This window comes from Paraplanobispora takensis, assembly GCF_016863195.1.
Taxonomy (GTDB): Bacteria; Actinomycetota; Actinomycetes; order Streptosporangiales; family Streptosporangiaceae; genus Planobispora; species Planobispora takensis.
Window position 1 is genome coordinate 156,082 of sequence record NZ_BOOK01000036.1, and the last position, 16,838, is coordinate 172,919.

General features: G+C 71.1%; 19 protein-coding genes and 2 tRNA genes. 13 read left to right on the forward strand and 8 right to left on the reverse strand.

Translation table 11 applies throughout. The features are described from left to right. Positions 1-139: 139 nt before the first annotated feature. From Pta02_RS25035 to Pta02_RS25065, 7 genes are all read right to left on the reverse strand, one after another. Positions 140-1,180 carry a UDP-N-acetylmuramate dehydrogenase gene (locus tag Pta02_RS25035; RefSeq protein ID WP_203877368.1) on the reverse strand — a complete coding sequence of 347 codons (1,041 nt, stop codon included), beginning with the start codon at positions 1,178-1,180 and terminating at the stop codon, positions 140-142. Between the two features lie 120 nt (positions 1,181-1,300). After that, entirely contained in the window at positions 1,301-1,672 is a 372-nt protein-coding gene (locus Pta02_RS25040; protein ID WP_203877369.1) for a hypothetical protein, read from the reverse strand. Positions 1,673-1,809: 137 nt separating this feature from the next. Next, positions 1,810-2,238 (reverse strand): MaoC family dehydratase, encoded by a 429-nt coding sequence (locus Pta02_RS25045; RefSeq protein WP_203877370.1) that lies wholly within the window; start codon positions 2,236-2,238, stop codon positions 1,810-1,812. Position 2,239: 1 nt separating this feature from the next. Then, on the reverse strand, positions 2,240-2,686 hold the full coding sequence (locus Pta02_RS25050) for a MaoC family dehydratase N-terminal domain-containing protein (RefSeq protein ID WP_203877371.1): 447 nt from the start codon (positions 2,684-2,686) through the stop codon (positions 2,240-2,242). Positions 2,687-3,077: 391 nt separating this feature from the next. Next, complete coding sequence (rpmG, locus tag Pta02_RS25055; protein ID WP_030921771.1) at positions 3,078-3,242, reverse strand: 50S ribosomal protein L33; 165 nt, start codon at positions 3,240-3,242, stop codon at positions 3,078-3,080. Positions 3,243-3,320: 78 nt separating this feature from the next. Continuing rightward, positions 3,321-3,394, reverse strand: a tRNA-Met gene (locus Pta02_RS25060). Between the two features lie 200 nt (positions 3,395-3,594). After that, positions 3,595-3,670 (reverse strand) — tRNA-Thr (locus tag Pta02_RS25065). 198 nt (positions 3,671-3,868) lie between these two features. Between Pta02_RS25065 and Pta02_RS25070 the strand changes: the two genes are divergently transcribed. Further along, positions 3,869-4,504 (forward strand): hemerythrin domain-containing protein, encoded by a 636-nt coding sequence (locus tag Pta02_RS25070; RefSeq protein ID WP_203877372.1) that lies wholly within the window; start codon positions 3,869-3,871, stop codon positions 4,502-4,504. Between the two features lie 31 nt (positions 4,505-4,535). On the opposite strand, the gene Pta02_RS25075 is transcribed toward Pta02_RS25070, so the two are convergent. After that, positions 4,536-7,961 carry an ATP-binding protein gene (locus tag Pta02_RS25075; RefSeq protein WP_203877373.1) on the reverse strand — a complete coding sequence of 1,142 codons (3,426 nt, stop codon included), beginning with the start codon at positions 7,959-7,961 and terminating at the stop codon, positions 4,536-4,538. Between the two features lie 150 nt (positions 7,962-8,111). Here Pta02_RS25075 and Pta02_RS25080 point away from each other — a divergent pair, with 150 nt between their 5' ends. The 12 genes from Pta02_RS25080 (at position 8,112) to Pta02_RS25135 (ending at position 16,670) form a co-directional block, all read left to right on the forward strand. Next, a complete protein-coding gene (locus Pta02_RS25080) occupies positions 8,112-8,423 on the forward strand; it encodes a hypothetical protein (protein ID WP_203877374.1) in 312 nt (103 codons plus the stop codon). Between the two features lie 59 nt (positions 8,424-8,482). Next, positions 8,483-9,604 (forward strand): calcium:cation antiporter, encoded by a 1,122-nt coding sequence (locus Pta02_RS25085; RefSeq protein ID WP_203877375.1) that lies wholly within the window; start codon positions 8,483-8,485, stop codon positions 9,602-9,604. 155 nt (positions 9,605-9,759) lie between these two features. Then, complete coding sequence (locus Pta02_RS25090) at positions 9,760-10,167, forward strand: YybH family protein (RefSeq protein ID WP_239131212.1); 408 nt, start codon at positions 9,760-9,762, stop codon at positions 10,165-10,167. A 113-nt stretch (positions 10,168-10,280) separates the two neighbouring features. After that, on the forward strand, positions 10,281-10,649 hold the full coding sequence (locus tag Pta02_RS25095) for a hypothetical protein (RefSeq protein WP_203877376.1): 369 nt from the start codon (positions 10,281-10,283) through the stop codon (positions 10,647-10,649). Between the two features lie 89 nt (positions 10,650-10,738). Continuing rightward, entirely contained in the window at positions 10,739-11,140 is a 402-nt protein-coding gene (locus tag Pta02_RS25100; protein ID WP_203877377.1) for an STAS domain-containing protein, read from the forward strand. 139 nt (positions 11,141-11,279) lie between these two features. Then, complete coding sequence (locus Pta02_RS25105; protein WP_203877378.1) at positions 11,280-11,645, forward strand: hypothetical protein; 366 nt, start codon at positions 11,280-11,282, stop codon at positions 11,643-11,645. A 122-nt stretch (positions 11,646-11,767) separates the two neighbouring features. After that, positions 11,768-12,460, forward strand: coding sequence for a formylglycine-generating enzyme family protein (locus Pta02_RS25110; protein ID WP_203877379.1), 693 nt, complete (start codon positions 11,768-11,770; stop codon positions 12,458-12,460). 456 nt (positions 12,461-12,916) lie between these two features. Further along, on the forward strand, positions 12,917-13,369 hold the full coding sequence (locus Pta02_RS25115) for an AraC family transcriptional regulator (RefSeq protein ID WP_203877380.1): 453 nt from the start codon (positions 12,917-12,919) through the stop codon (positions 13,367-13,369). A 285-nt stretch (positions 13,370-13,654) separates the two neighbouring features. Continuing rightward, positions 13,655-14,053, forward strand: a complete 399-nt coding sequence (locus tag Pta02_RS25120) for a hypothetical protein (protein WP_203877381.1) — start codon at positions 13,655-13,657, stop codon at positions 14,051-14,053. An 87-nt stretch (positions 14,054-14,140) separates the two neighbouring features. Continuing rightward, positions 14,141-14,431: a hypothetical protein gene (locus tag Pta02_RS25125; RefSeq protein ID WP_203877382.1), complete on the forward strand. Its 291-nt coding sequence runs from the start codon at positions 14,141-14,143 to the stop codon at positions 14,429-14,431. A 52-nt stretch (positions 14,432-14,483) separates the two neighbouring features. Beyond that, complete coding sequence (locus Pta02_RS25130; RefSeq protein WP_203877383.1) at positions 14,484-14,705, forward strand: hypothetical protein; 222 nt, start codon at positions 14,484-14,486, stop codon at positions 14,703-14,705. A 234-nt stretch (positions 14,706-14,939) separates the two neighbouring features. Next, on the forward strand, positions 14,940-16,670 hold the full coding sequence (locus Pta02_RS25135; RefSeq protein ID WP_203877384.1) for a S8 family serine peptidase: 1,731 nt from the start codon (positions 14,940-14,942) through the stop codon (positions 16,668-16,670). Positions 16,671-16,838: the final 168 nt, after the last annotated feature.

The window sequence follows — 16,838 nt, forward strand, 5'->3', positions numbered from 1 at the left end:
GACCGGGCGCCGGGGCGCCAGTGTGTCGATCACGCGATTGGGACTACTCCCCTTCGGGTGTTTCCACCCGACCTTAACACCCGCCGGGAGCTGCTCATTCCCGCCGCGGAACCGGTCGGGGCCGGTTAGGGGCCGGACGCTACAGCCGGGTGCCGACCAGGACGGGTTCGTTGACCAGGGTCACGCCGAACTTCTCGCGCACCCCGTCGCGCACCTCGCGGGCCAGGTCGAGGAGCTCCTCCGTGGTCGCCGACAGGCCGGGGTTCGTCATGGCGAGGGTGTGCTTGGTGGAGATCCGGGCCGGGCCGCGGCGGTAGCCCTTGGGGAACCCGGCGTTCTCGATCAGCCAGGCGGCCGGGACCTTCACCCCGTCCCCGCCGGGCATGTCCCAGCGGGGGAAGCCGGGGGCGCGCAGCTCCAGCTCGGCCGCCTGGGCGGCGGTGAGGATCGGGTTGGTGAAGAACGACCCCGCGCTGCGGCTGTCCGGGTCCGCGGCGTCCAGGACCATGCCCTTGCCCGCGCGCAGCTCCAGGACCGCCTGCCGGACCTCGGCGGGCGGCACCCGCGTGCCGATCCCGACGCCCAGCCGTACGGCCAGCTCCTTGTAGGCGACGGGACCGGACAGCCCGTCCCCGGGCAGCACGTAGGTGACCGCCAGGACGACGTACCGGCCGGGGTCCTCCTTGAAGACGCTGTGCCGGTAGGCGAACCCGCACTCGGCCGCCGGCAGGTCGCGCACCTGCCCGCAGACCCGGTCGTAGACCCGCACCCCGGTGATCGTCTGCGAGACGTCCTGCCCGTAGGCCCCGACGTTCTGGATCGGCGTGGAGCCGACCATGCCGGGGATCCCCGACAGGCACTCGACGCCCGAGCGCCCCTCCGCCACGGCCCGGGCGACCAGCGCGTCCCAGTCCTCCCCGGCCTGGGCGGTGACCCGGTCGCCGTCGATCTCGACACCCCGTGAGGCGACCCGCACGACCAGCCCGTCGAACCCGTCATCCGAGACGACCAGGTTGCTGCCGCCCCCGAGCACGAGGACCGGCTCGCCCGCCCGGTCGGCCTCCGCGACCAGCTCGACGATCTCCTCGGCCGACCCGCCCTCCACGAACGCCCGCGCCGGTCCGCCCAGCCCCAACGTCGTGTACGGCGCCAGCCGTACCCCTGCCACCCGTTCTGCCATGCCACGTCCCTCGGGGGTCAATGCGAAATCCGCCGACCACCCTACGCGGCCCCCCACCCCCTCGGCACCGCCCCACCACGGAGCAAGGCAGTGCGGCATGCCCGGGGCCGGGATGTCAGGTCACAGCTCCGTTCCGCCGGTGTTCTCGCCCGATCCGGCGGGATCCTCGTCCTGGCCGCGGGGCATGGCCTCGTCGATCCGCGACGTCCCGGTGGCCCCGTCCCAGTAGCGCTGCGAGGCGGCCACCCGCTGGGGGTTGCCCTCCAGCTCGTTGTCACCGGCCCGGCCGACGAGTTCGGAGCCTTCGGGCACCTGCTCGGGGGCCGCCTCCTCGTCGGCGACCCGCTTGGCCTCGGGCTCGGGGATGGCGTGGGGAGAGCCACCCGGCGTGGCGGCCTCGGCGGCGGCGGAAGCGTCCTCGGGCCGGCCGTCGAGCCGTTCACCGGTCCTCTCCTCGGCCCGCTCAGTCACGTAACGTGGTGTTTCGCTCATTTCCTGACGCTACCCACGCACCGGGAGAAGATTCTCTCGCCCCGGCCTCACGCAGAAGCCCGGCACGACCCCACGCAGAAGCCCGGCACGGCCCGCCCCGGTGCACGCGCCCGGGCGCGGACCGGCCGAAGCCCGCCTCAGGCGAGCTGGACCACCGCGCGCGCCTTGGACAGCACCCGGGAGCCGTCGCACTTGGCCGTCAGGGCGACCACCACGCGCTTGTCCTCGAGCTTCTCCTCGATGACGCCGCTGACCGTGATCACGGTGCCGTGGTCGTCGTCGGGGACGACCACCATGGACGAGAACCGCACCCCGTAGTCGACGACCGCCCCGGGGTCGCCGGCCCAGTCCGTGACGAACCGGCCGCCCTGGGCCATGGTGAACATGCCGTGGGCGATGACGTCGGGCAGGCCGACGGTCTTGGCGAAGCGCTCGTTCCAGTGGATGGGGTTGAAGTCCCCCGACGCCCCGGCGTACATCACCAGGTTGATCCGGCGGACCGGATAGTCCGCGGCCGGGATCTCCTGGCCGATCTCGACCTCGTCGTACTTGACCGTCGCGGCCATGTCAGCCCGCCCCTCCGCGCTCGACGATGGTGTTGTAGGTGGTGCAGACGAGCTCACCCTCGACGGTCGTGACGTCGCTCCTGACGGTGATGAACTCGTTGCGGCCGACGCTGCGGATATCGGTCACGGTGGAGACGCTGACCAGCTCGTCACCGGCGTGGATGGGCCTGCGGTACTCGAAGCGCTGCTCGCCGTGGACCACCATCGCGAAGTTCAGGCCGAGCTCGGGGTCGGCCAGGATCGCCCCGCCGGACAGGCTGAACACGATCGGGAAGGTGGGCGGGGCGACGACATCGGGATGACCGGCCGCCTGCGCGGCACCCCTGTCGTGGTAGATCGGATTGCTGTCGCCGATCGCCGTCGCGAACTCCCTGATCTTCACACGGCTGACCTCATAGGGCGCGGAAGGCGCGGACGCCCGCCCGACGAAATCGCGGTTCAGAGCCATCGTGCTCCTTTACGGAATCCGAGCTGGTGAGGCCGACAGTAACAGAACAAGATTCGGGAGGTCGAGCCCCGATCGGCCACCAGGAAACCGTAGCCCGGCACGCACCGCAGCCGGCTGTCGAGCACGGTCAACACCCGCGCCGGAAAGCTGTGCGGATGCGACAATCGATCACGATAGCGGCCCGGGCGAGGTCGAGGAGGTACGGCCCCGCCATACGGACCGGGGTCCGAGCGAAAAGGTCCGGAGCACACCGGGCATGGCCATGACTGTCATGCAGACCGGGGAAAAGCAACAGACCGGCGTCCTTGGAGGGGACGCCGGTCTGCGTTGGGTATCTGAGCGCTACAGAAGTTCTCATCCTCCACCCCGAGGGGGAGGGCTTCGCAGAGACTTAGCGGGTCTCGCGGTGCGCCTGGTGCGTCTTGCAGTTCGGGCAGTACTTCTTGAGCTCAAGCCGGTCCGGGTCGTTGCGCCGGTTCTTCCGCGTGATGTAGTTGCGGTGCTTGCACTCCTGGCAGGCCAGCGTGATCTTCGGCCTAACGTCGGTGGCAGCCACTTGGGAGTGCCTTTCTACGTTCGGGACTGGGACAACCCATGCCGGGGCCCCGCTTGTGGTCGGGGCCCGGGAGGGTAGTAGCGGAGGCCGGACTTGAACCGGCGACACAACGATTATGAGCCGTTTGCTCTGCCTGACTGAGCTACTCCGCCTGGGACCGGCGAAATCGACCGGCCACCGCAAGGATACCCGACTCGCAGAGCGCCTGCGCACTTGCGCACGTCAGGACAATTCCATGGGGATTTCCCCCATTGTGCCCGTCCGTGTGCCGGGAACCTTGAGCATTTCACGGGTGGTCCTCAGACCCACCCAAGCCGAATGCCCCGACCGGACGGTCAGGGCATCGAGGCTGTGGAGCCCCCAAACGGAATCGAACCGTTGACCTTCTCCTTACCATGGAGACGCTCTGCCGACTGAGCTATAGGGGCCTGTCCGTTGCCGCTCTCGCGTTGCGGACAGGTGTAACCATACACGTCCCGAGCACACGATGCGAAATCGGATCTCCCGTGCCCCGGCCCGCCGCGACCGGGTCCCCGAGAGGATCGCAAGTCCTCACCAAGTAGGTTCCAAACGGGCCGTCGCATCGTTGCGGAGTACCACCCGCAACGATGTGAAAGGGCCCTGACATGACCCCCGACCTGCTGGGATTCACGATCGCGCACCGCGCCATGCGGGGCGACACCCGCCGCATGGCCGTCCTGGCGACGGAGCTGGCCGCCGGCCGGCAGTCCGCCGGCGCCGCCCGCGCCGCCGCGATCTCCGAGGACGTCGCGCTGCTGTGCAGGAGCATCCACCACCATCACACGATGGAGGACGAGATGCTCTGGCCGGTCATCGAGCGTTCCGCCGGCGCCGAGGTGGACCTGCGCGACCTGAGCGACGACCACTCCGAGCTGGACCCCCTGCTGGAGGAGATCACCGCGCAGGCGGCCCGCTTCGCCGCCACCCGGGACGCCTCGGCGCTCGCCACCGCGCTGACCCGGCTCGCCGACATGCTCGACGAGCACATCGAGGAGGAGGAGCGGCTCATCTTCCCGATCATCACCGAGTACGTGTCCGTGGCCGACTGGGAGACGGTCGAGAACGCGGTCCGCAAGGGCGGCAACATCAAGTTCGACCTGCCCAGGATCGAGCACTACGCCAGGCCGGACGAGCTCGCCCGGCTGCGCCGGCTGGCCGGTCCGGTGCTGACCGTCATGCTGGCGCTGCTGCGCGGCGGCTACCGGCGCCGCCAGCGGCTCATCTTCGGCCAGGCCACCTGAGTCCCCGTCACCTGAGTCCGGGCCTGAGTCCCTACTGCCTGAGCCCTTGCCGCCCGGACCCCTGCCGCCTGAGCATGTCCTCGGCCCTGCGCGCCCAGTGCGGGGAGCCGATCGCCTCGGCGACCCGCGCCGCCTTCGCGTAGTGGTCCGTGCCGTCCCGGCCGAGGAACTCGGCGAGATCGCCGAGAACGCAGGCGACCGGTCCGATGGTGATCGACCCGGACTGCAGGCCGGCCGTCTCCCCGTCCCAGGGCAGCAGCTCCCGGTAGCACCGCTCGGCCACCTCCCGGTCCCCCAGGGCCACCGCGTTCTCCGCCCGCAGCGCCAGCCGTACCAGCCAGTAGTAGTCCTGACGATGCTCCCAGTCCGGTTCCCAGAAGGAACGCGCCTCCTCGTGGCGCCCCTCGGCCGCCAGCGCCCGGACCAGGATCTCGGAGGAGTCCTGCGGGATGAGCTCGTACATGGCCGCTATCTCGTCGATGTCCTGGGGCGAGCCCGCCGCCAGCCTGGTCACGAACCGGCCGGCGACGCCGATGCCGAGCGCGTTGGCGCCCCCGGCCGCGGCCATGATCTCGGCCGTGGCCGTGTAGGAGCTCTCCGCGCGCTCGAACTCCCCCCTGATCAGCAGGACCAGGGTGTCGAGCAGCGCCAGCACGGCCAGCGCCAGCCCGAGCTGCCCGCCGGTGGAGTACTCCAGCGCCCGGTCGGCGTGGTGCCGGGCCGCGGCCAGATCGCCCCGGCCCAGGCTCACCATGAACAGGGCGTGGTGGCCCTGCATCGCGTACCCCGGCAGCCCTCCGCGCTCGCCGAGCTCCACCAGTTCCCGGCCCACCGCCTCCAGCTCCTCGCGCCGGCCCGGGGTCAGCAGCAGGAAGTAGCGGGCGTTGAGGGCCAGGCAGAGCAGTTCGGTACGGCCCGGCGCGCGGGCCAGCCGCAGGGACTCGGCGCTGTAGCGCTCGCACCGCTCGTCGTCGTGTCCCTCCAGTTCGAAGACGAGCGTGGCCAGCAGCCGGCAGCGCGCCTCGTCGTCCTGCCCGTCCCGCCCCGGCGTGGCCAGCGCCTCCTCCAGCACGGCGACGAACGGCCCGTCGACCCTCCGGTTCGGCTGGATCGACCAGGTGACCGGGGCGTCGTAGGAGGTCAGGGCCCGGACCAGCCCGGATCCCAGGTGCCGCGCCACCTCGATGGCCCGCTCCCGATTCTCCCTGGCCCCCATGACGTTGCCCTCCTGCGCCTGGACGCCCACCAGCCCGCACAGCAGGTCGAGCCTCCGGCGGTCGTCGTCGCCGACCAGGCCGAGCGCGCCGCAGTACAGCGTCTCCGCCTCCCGGTAGGCGTGCAGGCCCGCCGCCGCCGAGGCGGCCGCCTCGATGTACGGCAGCACGCGGTCCGCCGCGCCCGGGGTGGCCGCCGCGAGCGCGTGGTGCCCGAGCGCGGAGACGTCCCCCGGCCGGGCCCGTTCCAGCGCGGCGAGCACCCTGCCGTGCAGGCGGGTACGGCGGATGCCCGGGGTGTCCTCGTAGAGCGTCTCGCGCACGAGCACGTGGGCGAAGCGCACCCGGCCCGGCGCCGGCTCGGTGAGCAGGCCGGTCAGCACGCCGGCCTCCAGCCCTTCGAGCACCGTGTCCTCCTCGGCACCCTCCATCGCGAGCAGCACGTCCACGTCCACGTCGCGGCCGACGATCGCCGCGTCCCGCAGCACGGTCCTGGCCGTGGCGGGCAGCCGGGCGATCCTGCGCCTGATCAGGTCGCGCACCCCGGGAGGGAGCGCCCTGGCCGCGGAGGCGCCGTCCGTGCTGATCAACCGCGCGGTCTCGGAGACGAACAGCGGGTTGCCCCCGGTCCGCTCCGCCACCGCGCGGGCGGTCATCGCGTCCACCTCGATCCCGGAGCGCCGCCTCAGCAGCAGGGCCACGTCGTCGCCGCCGAGCCCGCCGAGGTCGACCCGGTGGGTGTCCCGGCCCGCCAGGGCCGCCCAGGTGGCGCCGAGGTGGTCGCCGGCCTCCGCGGGACGGTAGGTCGCCACCACCGTGATGTCCCGCGCGGCGAGCCGTACCACCAGGTGGCGCAGGAGCTGGAGCGTCTCCCCGTCGGCGCGGTGCACGTCCTCCAGCACGACCAGCAGCCGCACGCCCTCCCGCACGACTCCCGCCAGATAGTCCTCCACCGCCCTGGCCAGCAGGAACTGACCGGCGGGCGGGGCGTCGTCGGCCAGCAGCGGCGCCAGCCGCACCGCCGTGTCGCCCTGCGGGGGGCACGGCGCGGCCAGCGCGCGCACCACCTCGCTCCACGCCCACGCGGGCGGCGCCCCGCCGTCGGTCTCCGGGCACTGCCCGGTCGCGGTCAGCCATCCCCGCGCCGCCAGCCTCCGGGAGAACGTCTCGGCCAGCACGCTTTTGCCCGCGCCCGCCTCCCCGCCCAGCCAGACGGTGTGCAACCCCGGCGACCCGGCCGCTGCGTGCAGCGCGGCCAGCTCCGCCGTACGGCCGACGAGCCCGCCGGTCTGCTCGGAGGCAAGACCGTCCTCACGGGCGTCACCGTCGTCGCGAGCCTCCCCGTCGCCACGGGCATGACCGTCTCCGGGGCCGGGGCCCTCTGCGAGGTCGTGCCCGTCCGGGACGGGCTCGGCCGGGACGGGCTCGGCCGGGACGGGCTCGGCCGCCCGCAGCCGGACCGGCGTCCGGGCGGACGCCGGCGGCTCCCGGCGCAGCGACTCGGCGTGCGAGAGGATGTCGGCCTCCAGCGCGCGCAGGCCGGGTCCGGGATCGACTCCCAGCTCCTCGGCGAGCACGTCGCGGGCCCGCCTGATGGCGGCCAGCGCGTCCGCCTGCCGTCCTGCGCGGTAGTGGGCCAGGGCCAGCAGCCGGACGGCGTTCTCCCTCAGAGGATGGGCGCGCACGTGCCGTTCGAGCTCGATCCCGGCGTTGCGCCCGAGTGCCAGCAGCGCCTCGGCCCGGTGTTCCACCGCGACGAGCCGCAGCTCCTCCAGCCGCGCCGCCTCCGGCTCGGCCCATTCCTCGTCGGCGAACTCGGCGTAGGCCGCCCCCTGCCACAGCCCGAGCGCCCGGTCGGCCAGCTCCAGCGCCCGTTCCCCGTCACCCGCGGCGAGCGCGGCGGCGGCGGAGTCGGTCAGCGCGGGGAACGACCAGGCGTCCACCAGCTCCGGGTCCAGGCACAGGCGATATCCCGGGGCGGCGCTGACCAGTATGGTCGCAGGGGTGCGCGGCGCCCGTGCGGGTTCGAGCACCCGCCTCAGGTTCGACACATAGACCTGGAGGGCGGCCAGCGCCTTGGGCGGCGGCTGCCCCCGCCACAGGTCGTCGATGAAACGATCGGTGGAGACGACGTGCCCGCCCGCGGCGACCAGCCTGGCGATCACGGCCCGCTGCCGTGAGGTGCCCAGGTCCACCGCGCGGCCGTCGATCTCCGCCTGCAGAGGACCGAGTACGCGCAACATGACCAGGCCAGACTAAGGACCCGGTGGAGCTCTCCGGACCGCGGAGGCCGGCGGATTCTGATGCTTCTCGGTGGTTTCCAGAGATTTTCGGCAGTTTTCAGAGGCTTTCGGTAGTTTTCGGCGGAGCCGATTCCGGCAGAGGGGATGAAGATGCTGCAGGACCAGCGCAGATACATGATCCGGACGCTCGACGAGAGCGACCGGCCGCACCTGTACTGGCACGGCGTGGACGGCGACGGCCGCATCTGGCTGTTCGAGACGGTCGTGGACGACGGCGGCGAGTACTGGCCGGTCAGACATGCCGAGCTCGGCTCCGACGGCCTGCCCCGGAGATACTCCTGGCGCCATCTGGAGGACGAGCACGGCTTCCTGGCCGAGGGCCCGCTCCATCCGCACGACTTCGGGCTGAACCCGCTGACCGCCGAGGAGTTCACCACTCTGTGGACCGCCCTCGACCGGTGAGGGCCGCTCCCGAAGGCCGCCTACCGGCCGGGGCAGGGCGGTGAGGCAGCATTGGAGGCATGACCCGCCCACTCTCCGTCGTCGGAGACCTGATCCGCTCACCCGCCGCCCACTGGACCGTCCTCGTCCCGCTGCTCGCGACCGTGATGCTGATCCTGTCGTGGGGACGCGACCTGCCGACGCCGGGAGTGGTCATCGCGGCCGTGTTCCTGGCGGGCGCGGTGCTGGCGGCCGTCCACCACGCCGAGGTGGTCGCCCATCGGGTGGGCGAGCCGTTCGGCTCCCTCGTCCTCGCGGTGGCGGTGACGATCATCGAGGTCGCGCTGATCGTCAGCCTGATGCTGTCCGGCGGCCCGGAGACGGCGTCGCTGGCCAGGGACACCGTCTTCGCCGCGGTGATGATCACATGTAACGGCATCGTGGGCCTGGCGCTGCTGGTCGGAGCGCTGCGGCGGCGGGTGGCGGTGTTCAACGCCGAGGGCACGGGCGGCGCGCTCGCCACGGTGGCCACGCTGGCGACGATGAGCCTGGTGCTGCCGACCTTCACCACCAGCACGCCGGGGCCCGCCTTCTCCTCCGCCCAGCTCGCCTTCGCCGCGGTGGCCTCGATCACGCTGTACGGGCTCTTCGTCGTCACCCAGACCATCCGGCACCGTGACTATTTCCTGCCCGTCACCTCCGAGGGCGCCGTCATCGACGTCGACGAGCACGCCGCTCCCCCCTCGGGACGCAGGACCCTGGCCAGCGTGGGCCTGCTGCTGGTGGCGCTCGTGGCCGTCGTCGGGCTGGCGAAGGTCGAATCCCCGGCGATCGAGGCGGCCGTCGCCTCCGCCGGGCTGCCGCAGGCGGTCGTGGGCGTCGTGATCGCGCTGCTGGTGCTGCTGCCGGAGACCATCGCCGCCACCCGGGCCGCCCGGCGGGACCGGATCCAGACCAGCCTCAACCTCGCGCTGGGCTCGGCCATGGCCAGCATCGGGCTGACCATCCCGACCATCGCCGTGGCGTCGATCTGGCTCGACGGGCCGCTGCTGCTCGGCCTGGGCGCCACGCACATGGTGCTCCTGGCCATCACGGTCGTCGTGACGACCCTCACCGTCGTCCCGGGACGCGCGACCCTCCTGCAGGGCGGCGTGCATCTCGCCCTGCTCGCCTGCTTCCTCTTCCTCGCCGTCAGCCCGTGACCTCCCCGCCGCCGGCTCGCGGCTTCCCGGCCGCCGGCTCGCGGGACGGAAAAGAATTCCCGCCGTCTTTTTCATGGAAGCGGCCGTGAACGCGCAGCCGTACGAGCCAATAAAACTGGAAATTTCAACTAAATTCGTGTTATGATGCATAAGTCATGATGAGTAATCATGACCCCGCGCAGCCTCGCGTGCGTCTCACCGAGGACCCCGCACTCCACCACGCCGTCTTCGTCGACGCGTTCAACGCCGGCGATCCGGCCGCCGTCGACCAGACCTACGAGGAGAACGGCCTCGTCGTCCCGCGGCCCGGCCATCCTCTCGCCGGCCCGGCGCGGACCGGGGCCATCGCGCACCTGGTCGGCCTGGGCGTGCCGATCGAGTCACGGCCCCGGCACGTCTACGTCGCCGGCGACATCGCCCTCCTGATCGTCGACTGGTCCATCCGCGGCACCGCGCGCGACGGCTCCGGCGTCCGCTTCGAGGGGACCGCCGCCGACGTCGCCCGGCGCGGCCGGGACGGCCTGTGGAGATACGTCATCGACAACCCGTACGGCACCGCGTGAGCGGAGCCGGCCGGCGCCCGTCGTCCGGCGCCGGCCGGCGTCTCCCGCTCCGCGGCCCGCTCCATCCGCAGGTCCGGCCGTGGAAACCGGGCGCCTCCGCTACCGTGAGGGGTGTGGACGCCCCTGACCCTGCCGGCCACGACGACATCGCCCGCCTGAAGGCGCGCGTACGCGCCCTGCTGACCGACGCCGGATTCATCAACTCCCGCACCTCCGAAGACGACCCCTACAGCGTGCGGTTACGTTCCGACGCCGACCTCGGGCTGGTCGTGATGTGGGACCCCACCGATGCCGAGGGGATGTCCGGCCGCTACCCCGGCATCCGCGCCGCGGTGCACCTGGCCGTGATGAGCGTGCTGACCAACGCCGGCTACCGGGCGGTGTTCGAGCCCGAGACCGCCATGGTCTACATCGCCACCGGACCGCCGCCCGTGGACGGAGTCCTGGCAGAGGACCGGCCCGGCGGATCACGGGGAAGATGAAGGTTATCTATCGCCCTGCATGGCAAGGTATTTCCTGGTAAGACAGCGAGTGCCTGCCCTGTCCCTGCAGGCGCGAGGGAGTACGAGTCATGATGCGGACACCCGAGCGCGGCCCGGCGCTCACCGTCACGACCGCCCTGTACAACCATGCCGCCGTCGTCCGCGTCGCCGGAGAACTCGATCTCGCCACAGTGTCGCTGCTACGTGCCCATCTGGAACGCGCCCGGGCCCTGCCGGAGGTGTCGGCCCTCATCATGGACCTGTCCGAACTCGTCTTCTGCGACTCCACCGGACTGGGCGAGCTGGTGGACGCCCATCGGAGCAGCGAGGCCCGCGGCGTCCGGCTGGTGCTGTCCTGCGTCGGCCGGCACCTGCAGCAGCTCCTGGAACTGACGGGACTGCGCATCCTCTTCGAGGTCCACTCCGATCCGATCTCGGCCCTGCGCGCGGTGTCCGGCTCCGGCGACGGGTTGCTCAGCCCGTCGGCGTGACGCCGGCCCCCCGTTCTCCCGGTCACGACCTTTCACACAGGCCTCCTTCTCCCGGTACGCGTGCAACCCGCGCGTCCCGCACGCCGGAAGGAAGAGGAAGGACAGCGCGAGCCTCCGGGCTCTTCGCAAGGAGGCGACCATGGACCCCCCGCAGGACGGAGGACTCCCGCCCCGGATACACCGGCACGCCCTGCCCCATCCTCCGTCGAGCCGCCCCCGCCTCCAGGAGAGCCGGAGATACACGGCCGAGGCCGTCGCCTACCTGCGACAGGCCAGGCAGAACGTCCGGCAGGCCTACCTGGCCACCGCCGACGCCCTGGAGCGCCTGGCCCTGCGCTACGACAAGCTCGACGGCGACAACCCCGGCGGCACGATCCTCTACCGCATGGAGGCCCGGCGCTGCCGCCGCAGGGCCGCCGAATGGCGCGGGCGGGCCGCGGCCGGGCCGGACCTCCCCGAGGAGGAGGACGGCTCCCGCGGCACCGGCACCTCGGCCACCGGGTGACCGGTTCCGATACATCCGCATATATCCGCATGTCACTGAGAAATCCGACCGGGTAGGTTGAGCCTGCGATGAGCCCTCAACCCACGTCCCGTCACAGGTCCCGGCACGCGATCGCCGACCTCATGATCGAGATTCCCCCCGGAAAGATCCTCCTGCACGACGAGGGCACGAAGACCGGCTGGACGGCCGAGGTCGGCGCCTTCCGGCTGGCGCCGTACCCCGTGACCCGCGAGCTGTACGACGCCGTCCGCGGCGAGGCGTCCCCGGACCCGGCGAGGCCGCGGGCACCGGTGACCGACGTCTCGTGGAAGGACGCCGTCCTGTTCTGCAACCTGCTCTCGCAGGTGGAAGGCCTCACGCCCTGCTACTCGGCGGGCGAGGACCCCGACGGGCTGGACGTGACCTGCGACTGGCGGGCCGACGGCTATCGCCTCCCGTCCGAGGCGGAGTGGGAGTACGCCTGCCGGGCCGGGACCCACGGCGTCCGGTACGGCGAGCTGGACGAGATCGCCTGGCACCGCGGGAACTCCGGCGGCGCGGTGCACGACGTCGCGACCAGGGCGCCGAACGCCTGGGGCCTGCACGACATGATCGGCAATGTGTGGGAGTGGTGCTGGGATCTCTACGATCCCGGCGTCTACGGCCCGTACCGCGTGTTCCGCGGCGGTGGCGCGCACGACCTCCCCCGCGGTTGCCGGGCGTCGTGCCGTCGCAAGAGCCACCCGACGCTCCGCATCGACGACCTCGGGTTCCGCCTCGCCCGGAGCGGCGGCCGAGGCCCCGCTGGCGGCCTTCCGCATTCCGGCACGGCATGACAGGCTGAGAAGCGGCCTCGCTCGGCGGGTGCGGCGCTCGCCCCGCCGCCGTCGGGGCGCGCCCAACGCGGGGAGCCACCATGCCGGGTGCGGACGCCCACCCGCGCCGGCGTCGGGAACCGGACGTCGGCGCCTTCGGCGTGACGCCGCCGCCCGCCCGGACGCCGTGCTCATGAGCACCGGCCGGACGGAGGAGACCGCCACCGTGCCTCCCGCCCGAGGGCCGGACCGGTTCCGGATCGAGTTCGACGGCACCGATCCCGAACACACCGCGGCGTTCCTGTCCGCCGCCTACGGCGCTCCCGTGAAGATCAGCGAGACCCGCGAGGACTACCGGTTCCACCACACCCGATTCGGGCCGGGGCCGTTCCATCTCAACACCATCGACCACACCGCGACCACCGAGTACCGCGCCGACCCTTTTCCCATGCTCATCGTCGTGCAGGTGCACCGGGGGTGCGCACCGACCTCGATCTCGGCGATCGTCTCGGCCCCGGCGACTTCACCGTCCACGCCCAGCCCGGCCGCCCCTACCACACGCGGCCGGCCTCGGTCCGGTCCACCGCCGTCATGGTGCCGCCGGAGGTGGCCGCCGAGGTCGCCCGCAACCGGCCGGACGATCCCCTGCCGCCGCTGCGCTTCGCCTCCCTGCGCCCCGCCTGCCCGGCCGCGGCCCGCTGCTGGCTGCGGACCGTCGACTACGTCATGGACAGCCTGCGGGCGAACCCCACGACCATGGCCCAGCCGCTGCTGGCCGGCGCCACCGCCCGGCTGCTGGCCGCCGTCCCCGGCGACGGGACCACCGTCACCGGAGTGGCCGCCCGCTGGGGCTTCTTCCATCCCGGCGACTTCGCCGCCGCCTACCGCCAGGTCTACGGCCGCCCGCCCAGCCGCACCCTGCGCGGCTGACCGGCGGGATCGCCGTACCGTGGAACCGCGGGGTCGCACACGGACAAAAAGCCTCCGTGAAGCGGGGTGAAAATCCCCTTTGCCGCCCGACCGGCTCAAGGATCTTTATTCAAGCCTGAAAATGTCCGCCCGCCTGGATTTCCAACGTTGACATGGATAGTCAAGGGCGGTAACGACCGGCTGAAGAGTAGGTCAATGAACTCTATTTCGGTTTGGACATTTGCTTACTGCGGGATGTACGCCGCGTCCCCGAGAGTCGATGATTCCCAAGATCCGGAGAAGATAATGACAAATACGACGTTGCCGGGCTACGCGCATTCGACCACTCCCTATCCCTACCCCGAGTACGCCTCCAAGGGTCCGCAGGACCAGGCGGGTCAGGGCCAGATGCTGCCGGCCGAGCTCGTCAGCACCCTCATCGGCCTGGGCATCACCGTCGGCCCCAGCATCGTCGAGGGCATCCTGGACCTGTTCCAGAAGCAGGGTTCAGGCGGCGTCGCCCGGCCGATGTCCACCGGCACCTCCTTCAGCCCCATGTCCACCGGCACCTCCGCCCAACAGGGCCAGGGCCAGGGCCAGATGATCCCCGCCGACCTGTTCGGCACCCTCCTGGACATCGGTATCCACCATGGCCCCGAGCTGATGAAAGGCATCCTGGACATGTTCCGGAGTCCGTCCAGATAGGACGGCGATCACCGCAGACCTCACCACACTCCCCCCGCCCACCCTGGTCCGGCCAGCAGTTCCGGCACCTTCGACGCGGAGCGGAAGATGGCAGCGAAATCAGCGACTTCATATGACACCTTCAGACCCTTCAACACCGGCGGAACGGCATTCGAGGACCCGTCGACGCTACAGAGCCGCACTCTCCTGGAAAGCCTCAACAGGTTTTTGCAGGTGACCGTCCCGCAAAAGCCCCGGCTGGTGGGAGTCGTTCCCGTGATGCGTGAGGCGGTGCGACTCTACCGGGCCGGGCAGTACCCGGCGTCCCTGAAACTCGCCGAGAACGCCGCGGAGGTAATCAAGCATCTCGGCGAGCCCTTTCCCACCCCCAATGAATAGGCCGCTCCGGCCTGAGCCGGCGGCTCAGGACCGGGCCGGGCGTATCCGGTACGTGATATACGGCGAGGATCGCGAACGGCCGGTCCGGCTGATCGACGTGGCCCAGTACGTCTCGGGGGATCCCGAGGTGAGAACGGTACGCAAGGTCGGAGACCCCGAAGCGCCGAATCTCCTGGTCGTAGAGATGACCGCGGAGTACGCCGAGATCCTGAGACGGAAACTCGGACCGAATTTCACCATCGAACAGGATCTGCCCGTACAGCCTCTCGGCTGAACAGGGTCAGGTCGAACATCCGCAGGAAGGACGAACGCCGTGGGTGACGAAGACAAGGACGGCACTCAGAAGCCGAAGCCCCGGCCTCGGGGCCGTGCGAAACCTCCGCCGCAGCCGCGTCTGAACGAGCTGACGTCTCGGCCCCATCGCTACATGATCGCGAGTATTCCGCCGACGCAGCTCGCGCCGCTGGGGATAAGCGCGCCGCCCATCAGCTCGTCCGCTCTGCTCAGAATGCTCCAAGACGACCCCGGCGTGAACGTACTGCGCCGCCTGGCGCCGTCGAGCGTCACTCCGTTCTCCTCGGGAGTCCCCTCCGTCCCGGAGATCGTGGTCGCCGAGATGGAGATCGAGCGCGCGAAGATGATGCGCCAGTCGTTCCCGCAGGTCCGCATGGAGGCCGATCGGCTGCTGACCTACACGGGGACGGTGCTCACTCCGGAGCAGCCGCTCGCCAACGGACTGCTGCAGCCGCTCGGCCAGCACCTCACTCTCAGCTTCCTCGTCCGAAATCCCGAAGGCCAGCCGATTCCGGGCGCGATGATCCTGATCACCGGCACCCTGGGCCTCTCGCAGGCGATCACGGGGAACGACGGCCGGGCATCGGTGACGCTGGTCGGGGAGGTTCCGGAGTCGATCCAGTCCGTGCTGATCGACCCGCCCGCCAACTACTGGAACGCGAAGGTGAATCGGCCCGCCCTGGCGACCGGGCAGGACAACCTGGTCACCCTGATGCCGCTGTCGGAGACCTTTCCCGATTTTCCCCAGCAACAGATCTTCGGCTGGGGACAGCGCGCCATGTCGCTGGACCGGGTGAGCCCCACCCTGCGGGGGAAGGGGGTCAAGATCGCCATCATCGACTCGGGAGCGGACGCCAAGCACCCCATTCTGCGCGGCCGGATCACCGACGGGGTCGACTTCGTCGACGACACCGCCCAGGGCTGGGCCGTGGACGTCGTACGGCACGGCTCGCACTGCGCGGGAGTGATCACCGGAGCCGACACGGGCGTGGGGATCTTCGGATTCGCCTCCGAAGCGGAGGTGCACGTCTGCAAGATCTTCCCGGGCGGTTACCTGAGCGACTTCGTCGACGCGGTCAACTACTGCACCGACCGCCAGATGGACGTCGTGAACCTCAGCCTCGGCACCCCGGCGGCCGCCGGGTACGTCGCGGACGCGATCAACGCCGCCCGGGCCGCCGGGGTGGCCTGCATAGCGGCGGCCGGCAACACCGGCGGCCCGGTCAACTTCCCCGGCAGCATGCCCGCGGTGCTGACGGTGGCGGCCATCGGCAAGCTCGACACCTATCCCGCCGGCAGCTCCCACGGCGACGAGGCGCTGGATCCGGTCAGTCCCGAGGGCTACTTCGCCGCGAAGTTCTCCTGTTATGGACCCGAGGTCGACGTCTGCGCGCCGGGCGTGGCGATTCTCTCGTCGGTACCCGACAACGGTTACGCGGTCTGGGACGGAACCTCCATGGCCGCTCCCCATGTGACGGGGCTGGCCGCGCTCGTACTCGCCCACAGGGAGGAGTTCAGCAGGGAGTTCGCCCACCGCGACGCCCGCCGGGTGGACCGCCTGTTCGAGATCCTCAAATCGAGCTGCACACCCCTGGATCTCGGCCAGCCGTACCGGACCGGGGTGGGGATACCCGACGCCCTGCGCGCCCTCGGGGCCGTCCCCACCGCCACCACGTCACAGCCCGGCGACATCCGCCAGCTGCTGGAACAGCTTCTCGCCGCACTGGGCTCGGGCGGGGTCTCCCCCTCTTCGACCCATCCGGCGGTGGCCCCGCTCTCGACCCATCCGACGGGGACCACGGCTCCGGCCCAGCCGACGGTCCCCCTCTCCGATGCTCCGTCCGCCCATCCGAGTGAGGCCGACATACGGGCCGAGCTGCGGCGCCTGGACGAGGAGATGTACGCGGCCGGTCTCCGGGGATACGCACCCGACCCGCTCCTGTGAGGGTCTTCACCTGAGGCACGGGTGAGTGGAAAAGGAAGGGCCCCTGATCGCGTCTCCGCCGATCAGGGGCCCTGTCCGCTGCCGAGGCGCGGGTTCGCAAGGCATCGCGCCGACATCAGGGAATGACGCACAACAGTCCCTCCGACGAAACCCAGTCCTGATCGGGGA